Below are 14,270 nucleotides of genomic sequence, written 5' to 3' on the forward strand. Positions count from 1 at the left end.
CAACTGCTGGTATTGTGCTACGATTGTTATAATTTTATCCGCGCATTCATTATTGTACACCCTTTATCAAATTCTTACTCATGAAAACCTGCCTCATTATTGATCTAATGCACGAAAGTATTACTCCTTTACTAGAGGAGGTTGGCTGGAAGGTAGATTACCGCCCTACGATCAACAGGCAGGAAATTATCCAAAGCATTCATAAGTACGAAGGACTGATTGTCAGAAGCAAAACTGCTATTGATCAAGAGATTATTGAGAAAGCTACTAAGCTGAAATGGATAGGCCGGGCTGGTGCGGGGCTGGACCAGTTGGATGTAGCTTTGCTGGAAGAGAAAAACATTGCTGTATTAAATGCGCCGGAAGGTAACCGAGATGCTCTGGGTGAGCATGCCATCACAATACTGCTTACACTGCTTAACAAAGTACACACCGCTGACCGGGAGGTAAGACAGGCTAAGTGGGACCGGGAAGGTAATCGTGGAGTAGAGCTTATGGGCAAAACTGTAGGAATTATTGGCTACGGCTTTATGGGGCAGGCTTTTGCGCGTCGTTTACAGGGCTTTGGCGTACAGGTGCTGGCGTACGACAAATATAAAACTGCTTATGGAGATGCGTTTGCACAAGAGGCCAGCTTGGCTCAAATATTTGAACAGGCTGATATTTTAAGCTTGCACGTTCCCCTTACTGATGAAACTCACTTTATGATTACTCACGAGTTTCTTCAGAATTTTAAAAAAGATATATTTTTTCTTAACACTGCCCGTGGTAAAAATGTTAGCTTAAAAACTTTAAGCGAGGCTTTGGCATCAGGTAAACTAAAAGGCGCGGCATTAGACGTGCTGGAAAATGAAAAAATAGGCAAACTTACTACTGATCAACAGTACTATTTTGATCAACTGATAAACTCAGATAGAGTGGTCTTTACACCGCATGTGGGAGGGTGGACTTTTGAATCATATGAGAAGATCAATCAGACTTTGGTAAGCAAAATCAAAGCATTGGACTGAGATATGTAGCATGTGATTTTTGCCTGCATTTCAAAACTGAATTCCTGAGCCCGGATGTTAAATTGCAAGCTAATTGGTTGGCACCAGTATGAAACAGTCAGGATTTTTCAAGCAAATATCAGAAAGATACAGATCGCTCATAGAGCGCCCTGTTACTATATCGCTGCTGGTGCTGTTGGTATTGGCTGTGCCAGTACTTTGGCTTAGCTATGGGTATTACCAGAGCGAATTCCATAACTTCTGGGGACAGGTACTGGCAGAGGCCCACGGAATGCTTTTTGATATTGCCGTGATCGGTATTTTAATTTACTGGCTTAATGAAAGAGGACAAAAAAGCCAGGCTATCCGTACCTACAAAGACGAAATTGAGGATTTCCGTACCTGGAAATCAGAAGAGGCGGCTTTTCGTACAGTGGGTAATATCAAGAGGCTTAACAGAGAGAAAATTTACAGCATCAATCTGGTAGAGTGCTACCTTACCCGTACCAACCTTAGCCATGTCATCCTTAAAGAGGCAAATCTCAACAATGCCAATGTTACCTACGCCAATCTGGTACAGTGTAATCTGGAAGCTGCTCGCCTGAACCAGACCAACTTTGATGGTTCCAGCCTAAATCAGGCTATTCTTACTCATGCTTATGCGAGTGGCTCATCTTTTAAAAACGCTTACCTAATTAAGGCTAATCTGCAATCTGCTTTCTTAATTAAGTCAGACTTTGAAAATGCTTTTATGATGGAAGCAGACCTAAAAGGTGCGTATGTGGTAGGTGCCAGTTTCAAAAACGCCAACCTATACAAAGCCGACCTAAGGGGAGTAGATGGCCTGACACTTGAGCAGCTTACAGAAGCTAAAACGCTGCATCAGGCTAAACTAGATGATGGCCTTATGGCGCAAATAAGCGAGCAGCACGGCGAACTACTTCTGCGTTAACCTTTTACTTTCTCAGCACTTGCATAATGTCCTTTTGAAGTTGGTAATCTCCTTCTTTCATTTCAGCTTCTGCTTTTTTTTGCGCATTTGTATTATTTTCCCACACCCCTAATACCCACTGAGCATGAGGAGTAGTGGCACTTTGTAGTTTTCTTAATACCTCATCCAGTTGATTCTGCCCACCGGCTCTATGCAGCGCTTCCAGCACCAATATTGAATTTATATTTGGTTTAATATCTTGACCTTCAAAATCTCTAATCAATCTTTGGAGTGCCTCTTTAGATTTTTCTGGCTTACCAACTTTGTGATAAAGGTGCGACAGAAGTAAATACTGTTTAGTATTGTCTGGCTGATAGGGCTTACCTACTCCCAGATTTTCGGGCCAAAGCAGTGAGGCTTCTACCGCTTCAATAGCTTGGGTATATCTCTTTTTTTCTACCTGCTGTAGGGCAACATAAAGATGAGCTTTTTCATAAATCGCTCTTCCTTCAGAAGCTCCCTCGTAAGGCAATACATTAAGTTGAGCTAGCAGTTTGGTGCTGGCAGTATATTGCTCAGTGTTTAATAGCGCCTGGGCATAATCCATTCCTATAACGTAATTATCCGGAAACTTACGATATGCCTGCTTTGCTATTGCCAAAGCTTTTTTATGCTGCTCTCCCTGATTCAGATACTGAAACAACTGGTGCCAGCTATTCCAGAGCTTATCATTCTGGGCTATGGCTTTTCTCAGATCATTTTCCTGATCAACACCTTCCAACTCATGTAGTAAGACAGCCCTACTTAAATAGAAAGGGGCAAAACCTGCCTGCTCTCCTACTGCCCTGAAAAGCTCTGCTGATTTCTCTTTTTGGTTTTTTGCCCAATAATTTAAAGCCAGATAGTAGTTTAGCTTCCAGTGTGGTTGCTGACCAGCAGCCCACTTTAGTGCTATAAGGCTCTCAGAGCGATAAGGGGCTACCATATCTGCCTCCTGACTTATGGCACTTTCTAAAAACTTACTGCTTTGGATTTCATCTTCACGATGCAGGTAAGCAAGCCATATGCTAATTAGTGCCTGAGCAGGCCCCTCCTGAAGTACCGCAATAGCCTCTTCTTCTCGTTGCATCTTCAAATAAGTAGAAGCAGTTTCCAGATAGCTTTGCTCCGGGAACTCACTGCGGATACCTGCTTTAAAAATCTGTAGATTTTCATTAGTAGTGTGAAGCAGGTACTGCTCAAATTTGGCAAAATGGTTTAGAGGGTCCAGGTCTAGAATTCGGGAAATTACTTTTTCGGCTTCGTTCGTTTGCTCAGACTTACGATAAGCTACCGCCAGTGCCTGTAGCGCATTTATATTATAAGTATTATAATCAAGTGCCAGCTGAGCATAGTGTTTTGCCAGAGACCAGTCTTCTACTTGCAGATAAATTTCTGCCATTTGTGTATATGCAGCGGAGCGGTACTCCATAGAGCGAGCTGCCCAGCCTAGAGTTTCAAGAGCGTTAAACTGATCACCTAATTTCTGATAGATAATGCCCGCCAGGTAGTTGGCATCAAAGTCATAAGTATCTGCTTTCAAAACAAAGTTGACCTGCTCTAGAGCCTGCTCATACAGTGCATATTTGTAATATATTTTTGCAAGCGAAAGGCGAGCTGCCATTAATGCTGGTTCCTTTTTAAGCGCAGCTTCCAGCTTCTCTTTTGCCGAAACATAGTTTCTATTTTTGACCATTTCCTGTCCTTCTGCCAGCAAACGCATAGCTTCAGTAGGCTGAGGTAGATCTGAGCTTTCAAAAGGCCTTTTTAGCTTTTGAGCCTCTTCTACTTCCGTTGAATAGATGAGTTCGTCTCCGAGATTAATTTTTAGCTTTTTATACCCTTCCTTCAGGCTTAACTCATGTTGGTATACTTCTGTAGGCTGTAAAGTTATTAAGTGCTGGTAAACTGGTTCATCATCTACCAAAAGCTTCAGGCTATCGTTTACATGACGAAAGGCATTAAAGCCCAGTTTCAGTTTTCCATTGTTCTGCTTCAGGTGTACAGCTCCTGATGGTGATACCTCACTAATACCGCCAATCTCTTTTACCGGAAACCAAAGCTCCTCCCACTTATCGCTAACATAAGGCCCAAAGTCTACTTCACTTATAGGGTTGTTAGATGCGGCAGGTGCAAACTGATTTAAGAGTCGCCCAGCCTGAAATTCTATATACTGCCCATCGGTATCCGTAAGCAGGTCTTCCCAAATACCACCTGAACGAGAAAGTGCCCAGATCCAGAGTTTCTGACCTGGCATCTCATTATGCAGTGACCAATGTCCAAAACCAAAATTTTTGTTGTGCCAGTACCCTCCAAAAAAATCGTGATACTGACCCACAATATGATATGATTTATTGCTGCCAAAATTATTTTCCTGATAAAGAGAAAGCTTTCTTCCTTCAGTATCTATAGGCCAGGGGTGCACATCTCCCGAATGTCCCAGATATGCATTACCCGGATAAAATAGTTCCAGATCTGATGAGGCAAGGGCAGCGGCGGTCATCCAGTTGTAGTAAGCCTGATGCTCAGGGGTAGGATTATACCATAAAGTCTCCGTTTTGAAGTATGCTTTGTCTGCTGGGAGAATAATTTTAACTCTCCACTGGGTACGAGAGGGTAAATCAATACTACCCACCGTGCAGCTAACACTACCATCTGCGTGCTCTTCCATATGGTAATCTACTGCCGATGCAGTAGACGGCGCATGACCAATAATGCCAAAATTAAACTCAATACCTCCTGAAGTCCAGGGTCCACGCATAGCGATGTTTCTGAACTTCATCACTTCATTCCTGTAAATAAATTCCTCTCCACTGCCCTTTTCTATTGCTCCCCAGATTTTACCCCCTGCTTGGGGTAGTAGTTGTACTTTGATATACTCATTTTCTAAAGTAATCACCTTCCATTCCTTATCTTCCCCTTCGTTGCTATAGCCAGTATATTGGTGGTACGGATATATTTTAGGGTTAAAAGCCAGAGAAGGTAGTGGGTTGGGCGTAGAGTAGTCATATGTTTTTATCATGACCTCCTCTTCGCTAATACTAGCCGTTTGGGCTTTAAGGCTAACTACCTGAGCCAATAACAGACTAAGAGTGAGGTAGGTAAATCTACAGATTTTCCCAGAGAATGGATAAAAACACATACTGAGTAGCATTATAAGTATTTGTATATCAATTTGTTGGAAAGGATCAGACTAGAGTGTCTGATAGTAAAATATTTTAATCTAGCCGAGCGTTTATGACAGTAACATTATCCCAGATTGCCTGATTTGCTTTGATAAAACGTTGGTGAGCGGGATGCTCAAAGTATATCTTGATATCTTCTTCAGAAGAAAAGGTACTGTAGTGCAGCACATCAAAGTCAGCAGTACTTTCATAATCTACCGGAAAGGTGCTTCCTGCACGATAAGAAAGAATCTGTGGAATAGAGTCGCTAAGTGCTTCAAAATACCGCATATGTTGATTTATGGCTTCTTTGGTAGCCCCTTCCTTAAATTTAAAAGCTACAATCCGCTGAATGGCAGGTTCCTCTTCCTCCATAGCGGGAGTAACTTTGGGGTTAGATTCTACCCTGGTGGCCTTTTCTCCCTCCTGCTGGTTTTGACAAGCCCCGAGAATTAGCAAAAAAATAAGAGCAGCAATATTTCTGAACATAAAAATTAAGGCTGGTTAATAATGTATGGTTGAAGGTATTTATGCCTTCTAATGTTTGTCAAGTAATGAGCTTAGTTTACAATATTTTTTACGGCAATCATAAGACATTGCACATCTATTTAGTACTCATATGGCTTTTATCTACATTTTAGCGCAGAAACTTACCTAAACAGAATGGTGCTTGTATACGTACATAATATTTAAATCAAGGTAATACCAACGTTTAAACCCTCAGCTAATCGTAATATTTTTATATTTATTTGATTAATAGTATAACTTTTTATTGCTACACTTCGTAAATATTACTATTTTTATATAAAATTACATAAATAAGATTTTTTAAGCTATTACCTAAAAAGTTGTGAGATATGAGTACAAGATCTGCTTTGGAATTAAAAATCAGAATTACCTTACTTTTATTATTGTGGGCCGCAATTTGCCTTACTACTTATTCTGAGCGTTCAACACTTTTGAATAGTAAATTGAAAGAAAAAACAAGTTCGGCGATTATTGAATTGCCCGATTACCTTCTGGATTGGGATAAACTGAATAATTAATTCAGTTTATCCAGTATCTTTTTCAGCCGTATAATTGACTGTACCATTGCACGAACGGTATGGTAGTTTACTTTCCAGGAGTGGCTCATATGAGTCCAGATAGGCTCACCTTCCCTACTTAGCAAAGGCCACCACTCTCCCACTTCATGATGTATCATTTTGCCGAATACAAAGCGATGCACATTTTCATACACTTTCAGATATTTATCTTCGCCAAAAGTAAGGTAAGCCTGTAGCATTCCAATAAGAACTTCTGCCTGCTGCCAAAACTCTTTTTCTTGGTCATATACTTCACCAGCGTGTGAACCCTCTACATATACGCCCCCATACTTTTCGTCTATACCATGAGCCAGCGCATGATCGTAGGAAGCTCTAATGACTTCTGTATATTCTTCTTTTTCCGTTTTTAAGATCTGTAAAGCATGAGTAAAAAGCCATGCAAACTCCACATTATGGCCGTAACTGGTATTATCATCTGCCTGCTTTTTTGCTCCTTCTTCCGTAAACCTATCCCAGCCCCATACAATATCAAATTTAATTTGGGGTGCTATGCTCCAGTCTTCATAAAATTGAGGAATACCGGTTTTGTACTTAGGGTGTAAAATTCGCTTAAGCATAATATGAATTACCTCTTCCAGCTTACGGCGGTGTATAGGCAACTGACTACATTCATATAAACTGGTAAATGCTTCCATCAAATGCATGTGTACATCCAGCGTTTTACGGTCGCCTCCTGCTGAGCCAGGCCCTTTAAGTTGCCAGTTTCGTTCAAACATCTCAAAATACCCGCCATACATAGTATCAGCGCAGTATTTTTGTATAAGGTCAAATACTTTGCAGGCATATTCCAAACCTATGGCATCCCCTGAAGCTAAGGTATATTCGCAAAGACTATATATAGCAAAGCTATGTCCGTACAGCACTTTTTCGTCTATCGTCACATTTGCTTCGCGATCCAACAGCCAGTAAAACCCACCATACTCACGGTCCCACATGTGGTTAATTAAGAAGTCTACCCCATGCCTGGCGTACTCCAGGCACTTACCCTCTCCATAACCAGCACGGTGAGCAGAAGCGAAAGTATAGACACAGCGAGTTTGTGCTATCAAAGATTTTTCATTAGTACCTGAGTCTTTACCATCTTGATCAAAATGTGTGATAAAGCCACCGTATTTTTCGTCTTTGCTACGGTTAAGCCAGAAGGGAAGAAGCTCTTGCTTAAGGTGTAACTCCGCTTCCTGCAAAAATGAATTCAATTGCTGTGTATTCATGTATTTTAGGTTGTTAGTAGTTATTAAAGCTAAGCGAATGGCAAAAGAAAACCAATGAGAGTTTATGCAAAAATGCTATTTGAGCAAACTATTCTGTAAATTGAGATCACACACGACCTAAAAGATAACAACATGAAAAAGCTACTCTACACTACCACTATACTTTTTGTAGCCTTCGTCTTTATCCAGAATATTCAGCATGAATCTGAACCCACTATACTTGCCGCTGCACAAAGCTTTTTGGCAACTTTGGATGAACACCAGCAAAATGATGTAATCTTTAAGTTTTCGGACGAAGAACGTTTTAACTGGAACTACACTCCCGTTTCTAGAAAAGGCCTCCCCATTAAGGATATGAAGCAGGTACAAAGAGAAGCTGCTTTTACACTAATGCGTGCATCGCTTAGCGAGCAAGGCTACGAAAAAGCTCAAAATGTTAGAAAACTAGAAGAAATACTGCGTAGCGTAGAGGGAAGGGGATCTGATGATAGTTATCGTGACCCCAATAATTACTACTTTTCTATTTTTGGCAAACCTGTACAAGATGAAGTCTGGGGATGGCGCTTTGAGGGCCACCATATTTCGCTGAATTTTTCGTCTGTCAGTGACGAAATTGTATCCGTTACACCTACTTTTTTTGGGGCTAACCCTGCCAGAGTTCCTTCTGGTCCACACAAAGGATGGAGAATACTTAAACCGGAAGAAGACCTCGCCCGTACCTTCATTAATTCATTAAGCGAACCACAACGCCAAGAGGCAGTTATTGCAGAACAAGCCTACCCAGATATAGTCACAGGAAACAATGAAAAAGCTACCTTAGACAAGGCTGAAGGTATTGTTTTTACTTCTCTCAACAACAATCAGCAGCATCAACTGATGGGTTTAATTAAGCTTTATTATAGAGTCCACCTACCCCAAATAGCAGAGCAATACTTATCAACTATCAATGCGGAGAAAGATGAAGTCTATTTTGCCTGGGCAGGAAGTATTGAGCCGGGAGCAAAGCACTATTACCGAATCCATGGACCAAGTTTTGTACTGGAATACGATAACACACAAAATAATGCTAACCATATACACACAGTTATTCGCGATCTGAGAAATGATTTTGGTGGAAACACCCTCAAATCTCATTACGAGGAAGCTCACAAATAAAATACTGAAACTCACTAACATCTCTATATTATGTAAGGTATAAGCAGTTTTGTTAAAATAAGAATAGGGGCTATCTCTAATTTTGTTGGAAGCAATAAGATTAGCCCTATGTTTAAAAACTTACTCTATACCTCACTATTATTTCTTTTTGTAATTAGCTGTAAAGAAGAAACTTTAGTAGAAGAACTCAACAAACCAATCAAGAATGTAGATATCTCTGGCTATGTACAAAAGGGGCCGTTCATTAACGGAACCACTTTAATTATCACAGAGTTGGATGACTCGCTGGCCGCTACCGGTAAAACTTTTACTACCCAGATCACTGATAACCGTGGTTCTTTCTTCATCAAAACCAGTCAACTGGACTATACTAACCTCCAACTGATTGCTACTGGATTTTATTATGATGAAGTTAAAGGTGAAAAATCTGCCGCACAACTCACGCTCTATGCGCTGGCCAATGTCTCTACCGATATCAGAATCAATGTCAATATTCTCTCCCATCTGGAAAAAGACCGGGTACTTTTTCTTATCAATCAGGGCAAAGGTTTTCTGGAAGCCAAAGCACAAGCTCAATCGGAAATTTTAGCCATTTTCGGCATTGTAAAAGAAGATATGCAACATTCCGAACTGCTGGATATCTCGCAGGCAGGTGAAGACAATGCTATCCTACTGGCCATTTCAGCTATTCTTCAGGGAGAGAATACAGTTGCACAGCTTTCAGAACTGCTGGCAGATATTAGCACAGATCTGAGAGAAGATGGAGTTGTAAACTCTAATAAAATAAAAGGCGCGCTTAAGCATAATGCTATTAATCTTGACCTACTGGCTATCCGTCAACATCTGGTAGAAAGATACGCAGAACTGGGTGTAGAAGCCAGCATCGCCAATTTCGAACAGTACGTAGACAGTGATGGTGATGGAATACTGAACAAAGATGATGATAATACACCCGATGAATTTGTCTTTGCAGCTGTAGAAAATGCGGAGCGTAATACAACTTATCTCTCTGAAAAGGTTACTATAAGCGGATTGCCTTTTCCTGCCATCGCCCAAGTTAACGAAGGTGAGTTGCTTTTAAATGGTGAAAGTGTAGGCCAGGACACGGCTTATGTAAGTGATGGTGATGAATTGCAAATTAAATTAAACTCTCCTTTAAATTGGAGTGGACAGCTTTCCGCTTTACTAACCATAGGTGACTATCAAACACCTTTTTCTGTCACTAATCAGACTTACCCTTGGGCTACAGCTATTTCTGGCTATCTGCAAGTTGGGCCTTTTTCCAATGGGGCTTCATTCACTTTAACACAACTGGATTCCGGTCTGAACAAAACTGAGAAAAGCTTTAGCGCACAGACCAGCAATAGCCAGGGTGCTTATCAAAAGGGAGAAATAGAAGTAGATTACCCCTGGACAATAGCCGAAACCAAAGGCTATTACTATGATTTCATCAACGAGCAGACTTCAGAAAGTGAACTACAGCTCACTGCTTATACTGACCTCTCAGCCAACGACAAAATCAATGTTAATGTACTAACCTACCTAGAAGCTCCGAGGGTAAAATATCTGGTAAATTCCGGGCTAAGCTTTGCGGATGCTAAGCAGCAAGCACAGCAAGAAGTGCTGGCAGTATTTGAAATACAGGATGATATTACTACGCTTTCTGAGCATTTTGACATTACACAGAATAATGCAGAAGGAGCGATACTGCTAGCCATCTCAGCCATTCTTCAGGGCTACGAAAGTACCGGAACTTTACAGGAATTACTTAGAAACATCAGCGAAGATCTGGAAACTGACGGCACACTGGACAATCCGGTATTAGGTTCAGCTTTGATTAATAATGCTTTTTATCTGGATCTGGCTGCCATTCGTACAACAGTCATATCCAAGTACAAAGAGCTCGGTAAGACCATTACTCTAGCTGATTTTGAAAAATACGTGAAGGCTTTTAAGGAGAAAACTATCTATAAATTAACAAACTTAATTACCTATCCTACATCTGGCTTTTATGGCACTAATATTCTGACTGAAAAAAATAGTAACTTCAATATGAATTCAGATTATAGTATGGCTGCTAACCTACCAAAGGGAGCACAACTTAAAGTAATTATACGTGGTGGAGAAACTAGTTACTCTTTATCCACTGAAATAAATTGGAAATGGGTTCAGAAAGAGTCTTCCAATAACTGTTCGGTATTCATAACGACAAGTTCAGGGGAAGCAGCAGACATTCAAATAAGGTTTATTACGTTCACTAACAGTCCCAGTAATAGTACAAGAGTTATGGAGTATTATTTGAACGGTGAAGACGATCCTTTTCAGGTTAAAAAAATTACATTCATCCCATAGCTATTATAACTGTACCCCCTTACATAATACAATATAAAAAAACACTACTTTATATATCTCTCATGCTATTTGTTTTCTTCAGCTGCCGCGAGGACAAGGAAGTTATTGATGCTCCTGCGGTAGCAGTGGATTCTAAGTTTACAGTTGATCTATCCGGCTATGTACAAAAGGGGCCGTTCATCAATGGTACCGCTATTACAGTGTCTGAACTGGATAGCAACCTCACTGCTACCGGTAAGAATTTCACGACCCAGATTGAGGATAATAAAGGAGCATTCAGCTTGAAAGGCATTCAACTGCAATACAATTTTGTACAGTTACAAGCGGATGGTTTCTATTTTGATGAAGTAAAAGGTGAAAAGTCTGCGGCTCATCTTACCCTATTTGCGCTCTCCGATGTAGAAGATATCACAAGCATCAATGTTAACCTACTCTCTCACACGGAAAGAACGAGAGTGATATATCGGAGGTGTGATTACATCTAACAAAAAAAATAAATTTTGGCAGTACAAGCCTGAAATGGATACCTGGATGCAAATGAAAGATTTTCCAGGCTACAATAATGGATTTAGTATAGAATTTTCAATTAACGGAAAGGGTTACGTAGGCAGAGCTCAGACCTATAAAGACAAAGGGGGAAAGGACTTCCTCTACGCATACGATCCGAATTATAATGAGTGGTCAGTAGTTGATGGAATACACATTTATGAGAACTGCACCGAGACCGCGACTTATACTCACGGTTATATGTTGCTAAATAAAGAACTTTACGAATTCACCCCACCTCAGGAGTAGGCTAAGAGCCTACTTCTGCCTGAAGAATATTCTGATTGGCACTCCTTCAAAGTCAAAATGAGAACGTATTTTATTTTCCAGATACCTTTTATAGGCGGCTTTAACCAGCTTGGGGTGGTTACAAAAGAACGCAAACGTAGGGGTCTGGGTAGGAAGCTGAGTAATGTATTTGATCTTGATATATTTACCTTTGACTGAGGGCGGCGGATAGTGTTCTATATCTTTCCCCAGTACTTCGTTAAGTTTAGAAGTGCTGATACGCCGCTTTCGGTTTTCGTAAATTTCTGATGCTTTTTCTATAGCCTGAAAAACTCTCTGCTTTTTCACCATAGACGTAAACACTATTGGAATGTAATTGTATTCTCCCAAACGTGCTTCTATCTGCTTTTTGTACTCTAATGCAGTACTGGTATCTTTCTCAATAAGGTCCCATTTATTTACCAGAATCAGCACCCCTTTTTTGTGCTTGTCTGCCAGATGTACAATATTGATATCCTGGGCTTCCATTCCTCGCTGTGCATCCAGAATGATAATGCAGATATCGCTTTCCTCCAGGGCCTGTACGCTACGGATAGTAGAGTAAAACTCAATATTATCGGAAATCTTTGCTTTCTTTCTTAGGCCTGCTGTATCTATCAGAATAAAATCTTTACCGTACAGATTGTATCGAGAATGCAGGGCATCGCGTGTAGTACCGGCTATGTCAGTAACGATGCTCCGCTCCTGACCGAGCAATACATTCAGGAAAGAAGACTTACCTACATTGGGTCTTCCCAAGATAGCCAGTTTAGGCACTCCTGCCTCGGGGTCTTCATCATCATCTTCTGGAAAGTGTGCCACTACAGCATCCAGAAGATCACCTGTACCAGAACCACTTACTGAAGATATAGGGAATACCTCTCCTAAACCTAGCCCGTAAAACTCCGAAGCCATAAATGATCGCTCATGGTTATCTGCCTTATTAGCCACAATAAAAAGGGGTTTTTGTGTACCTCTAAGAATGTTAGCAAAGTTCTGATCCAGATCTGTTATTCCAGTTTCACAATCAACCATAAATAGTATAACAGAAGCTTCATCTATTGCCAATTGTACCTGCGCACGTATGGCCTCTTCAAAAATATCATCTGAATTGGCTACATAGCCCCCAGTGTCAATCACTGTAAAATGTAAACCAGTCCATTCGCCATATCCGTAATGACGATCTCTGGTTACGCCACTTACATCGTCCATGATGGCCTTCCGCTGTTCAATCAAACGGTTAAACAGGGTGGATTTGCCAACATTTGGCCTTCCTACTATCGCAACTATATTTGACACTTGATATTTGTTAAAGAGTTGATTGAAAAACTAATGAATACGTAAACAGCAGCAGCACTGTTATTAATGATAGCCAAAATTATGAAGTTTCGCCTGCTTTTTTCGCCAATCAGGAGAAACTTTTACAAACTGCTCCAGATACACCTGCTTATCAAAGAATTTTTCTAGTTCGGCACGGGCCTCTATACCTACTTTTTTAATAGCTTCTCCGCCCTTACCTATCAGTATACCCCGTTGACTTTTGCGCTCAACAAAAATCTCACTACGCATACGAATAATTTTTTCATCTTCTTTGAACTCTGTTATAACCACTTCGCAGCTATAAGGCACTTCTTTTTTGTAGTTCTTAAATATTTTTTCGCGTATAATTTCAGCAGCAAAGAAACGTTCAGGTTTGTCAGTTAGTTCGTCTTTGGGGAAATAAGGTGGATGCTCAGGAATACGTCTCAAAATGGCTTCAAAAACCGCACTGATATTCAAACCATCAAGTGCAGAAATTAATATGGACTCTTCAGGTTGAAGAATCTCCTGCCAATAAGCCATCTTATCTTCTGCCTGAGAGCCTTTAGCCAGATCTATCTTGTTCATCACCAGAATTACCGGAACACCCGACTGCTTTAACTTTTCAATATGTTCTTCCTCCTGATATTTTTCATACAGGTCAGTTACAAAAAGTATCACATCTGCATCCTCCAAAGCTACATTTACAAATCGCATCATGGATTGGTGCAACTCATACTCTGGCTTGAGTATACCAGGCGTATCGGAATAGACTACCTGAAAATCCTCACCGTTAATAATACCCATAATACGATGCCGGGTTGTTTGTGCTTTAGATGTGATGATAGACAACCGCTCCCCTACCAATTGGTTCATTAGTGTAGATTTGCCCACATTTGGCTTTCCTACTATGCTAACAAAACCGGCTTTGTGTACTTTTTCTTCCATACTGAAAATATTTTTGCAAAGATATTTGATTTTTAATCAAAACCACCTACTTTTGTATCCTCATAAGCGGAAAAGACGTTTAAAAATATATATCGCGGGGTGGAGCAGTTGGTAGCTCGTCGGGCTCATAACCCGAAGGTCACAGGTTCGAGTCCTGTCCCCGCTACTTATTTAACCTGAAGTAAATACTTCAGGTTTTTTTATGTCCATGCTTTTCTGTACTCCCTGTGTATTAGCAAGCCCAAAAACCAAGCACATTTTCG

The 14,270-nt window shown here is 40.7% G+C and carries 11 protein-coding genes and 1 tRNA gene; 7 read left to right on the plus strand and 5 right to left on the minus strand.

The features are described 5' to 3' along the window. Positions 1-80: 80 nt before the first annotated feature. Positions 81-1,010 (plus strand): 2-hydroxyacid dehydrogenase, encoded by a 930-nt coding sequence (locus tag PZB74_RS03430; protein WP_302240791.1) that lies wholly within the window; start codon positions 81-83, stop codon positions 1,008-1,010. Between the two features lie 88 nt (positions 1,011-1,098). After that, complete coding sequence (locus PZB74_RS03435) at positions 1,099-1,941, plus strand: pentapeptide repeat-containing protein (RefSeq protein WP_302240793.1); 843 nt, start codon at positions 1,099-1,101, stop codon at positions 1,939-1,941. Between the two features lie 4 nt (positions 1,942-1,945). Here PZB74_RS03435 and PZB74_RS03440 read toward each other — a convergent pair whose 3' ends face one another. From PZB74_RS03440 to PZB74_RS03450, 3 genes are all read right to left on the minus strand, one after another. Further along, the gene (locus tag PZB74_RS03440) at positions 1,946-5,101 is read right to left on the minus strand and encodes a DUF5107 domain-containing protein (protein ID WP_302240794.1); all 3,156 of its coding nucleotides are present in this window, start codon (positions 5,099-5,101) and stop codon (positions 1,946-1,948) included. 76 nt (positions 5,102-5,177) lie between these two features. Beyond that, positions 5,178-5,612, minus strand: a complete 435-nt coding sequence (locus PZB74_RS03445) for a Dabb family protein (RefSeq protein WP_302240795.1) — start codon at positions 5,610-5,612, stop codon at positions 5,178-5,180. 553 nt (positions 5,613-6,165) lie between these two features. Further along, entirely contained in the window at positions 6,166-7,440 is a 1,275-nt protein-coding gene (locus PZB74_RS03450; RefSeq protein WP_302240797.1) for an AGE family epimerase/isomerase, read from the minus strand. Between the two features lie 132 nt (positions 7,441-7,572). Between PZB74_RS03450 and PZB74_RS03455 the strand changes: the two genes are divergently transcribed. From PZB74_RS03455 to PZB74_RS03470, 4 genes are all read left to right on the plus strand, one after another. Further along, complete coding sequence (locus tag PZB74_RS03455) at positions 7,573-8,595, plus strand: DUF3500 domain-containing protein (RefSeq protein ID WP_302240799.1); 1,023 nt, start codon at positions 7,573-7,575, stop codon at positions 8,593-8,595. A 108-nt stretch (positions 8,596-8,703) separates the two neighbouring features. Next, entirely contained in the window at positions 8,704-10,947 is a 2,244-nt protein-coding gene (locus tag PZB74_RS03460; protein WP_302240800.1) for a hypothetical protein, read from the plus strand. 62 nt (positions 10,948-11,009) lie between these two features. Then, positions 11,010-11,432 (plus strand): hypothetical protein, encoded by a 423-nt coding sequence (locus PZB74_RS03465; RefSeq protein WP_302240802.1) that lies wholly within the window; start codon positions 11,010-11,012, stop codon positions 11,430-11,432. 34 nt (positions 11,433-11,466) lie between these two features. After that, positions 11,467-11,742 carry a hypothetical protein gene (locus PZB74_RS03470; RefSeq protein ID WP_302240804.1) on the plus strand — a complete coding sequence of 92 codons (276 nt, stop codon included), beginning with the start codon at positions 11,467-11,469 and terminating at the stop codon, positions 11,740-11,742. A 9-nt stretch (positions 11,743-11,751) separates the two neighbouring features. Here PZB74_RS03470 and der read toward each other — a convergent pair whose 3' ends face one another. Both der and era read right to left on the minus strand, forming a co-directional pair. After that, positions 11,752-13,059, minus strand: a complete 1,308-nt coding sequence (der, locus tag PZB74_RS03475) for a ribosome biogenesis GTPase Der (RefSeq protein WP_302240806.1) — start codon at positions 13,057-13,059, stop codon at positions 11,752-11,754. A gap of 63 nt (positions 13,060-13,122) precedes the next feature. After that, positions 13,123-14,007 carry a GTPase Era gene (gene era, locus PZB74_RS03480; RefSeq protein ID WP_302240808.1) on the minus strand — a complete coding sequence of 295 codons (885 nt, stop codon included), beginning with the start codon at positions 14,005-14,007 and terminating at the stop codon, positions 13,123-13,125. Positions 14,008-14,100: 93 nt separating this feature from the next. Between era and PZB74_RS03485 the strand changes: the two genes are divergently transcribed. After that, positions 14,101-14,173 (plus strand) — tRNA-Met (locus PZB74_RS03485). Positions 14,174-14,270 lie beyond the last annotated feature (97 nt).

The organism is Porifericola rhodea, from assembly GCF_030506305.1.
Classification (GTDB): Bacteria; Bacteroidota; Bacteroidia; order Cytophagales; family Cyclobacteriaceae; genus Catalinimonas; species Catalinimonas rhodea.

Coding starts and splice junctions, on each gene's coding strand:
- PZB74_RS03430 (WP_302240791.1), top strand. CDS start 81: ATGAAAACCTGCCTCATTATTGATCTAATGCACGAAAGTATTACTCCT.
- PZB74_RS03450 (WP_302240797.1), bottom strand. CDS start 7,440: ATGAATACACAGCAATTGAATTCATTTTTGCAGGAAGCGGAGTTACAC.
- PZB74_RS03460 (WP_302240800.1), top strand. CDS start 8,704: ATGTTTAAAAACTTACTCTATACCTCACTATTATTTCTTTTTGTAATT.
- PZB74_RS03465 (WP_302240802.1), top strand. CDS start 11,010: ATGCTATTTGTTTTCTTCAGCTGCCGCGAGGACAAGGAAGTTATTGAT.
- PZB74_RS03445 (WP_302240795.1), bottom strand. CDS start 5,612: ATGTTCAGAAATATTGCTGCTCTTATTTTTTTGCTAATTCTCGGGGCT.
- era (WP_302240808.1), bottom strand. CDS start 14,007: ATGGAAGAAAAAGTACACAAAGCCGGTTTTGTTAGCATAGTAGGAAAG.
- PZB74_RS03435 (WP_302240793.1), top strand. CDS start 1,099: ATGAAACAGTCAGGATTTTTCAAGCAAATATCAGAAAGATACAGATCG.
- PZB74_RS03470 (WP_302240804.1), top strand. CDS start 11,467: ATGGATACCTGGATGCAAATGAAAGATTTTCCAGGCTACAATAATGGA.
- PZB74_RS03455 (WP_302240799.1), top strand. CDS start 7,573: ATGAAAAAGCTACTCTACACTACCACTATACTTTTTGTAGCCTTCGTC.
- PZB74_RS03440 (WP_302240794.1), bottom strand. CDS start 5,101: ATGTGTTTTTATCCATTCTCTGGGAAAATCTGTAGATTTACCTACCTC.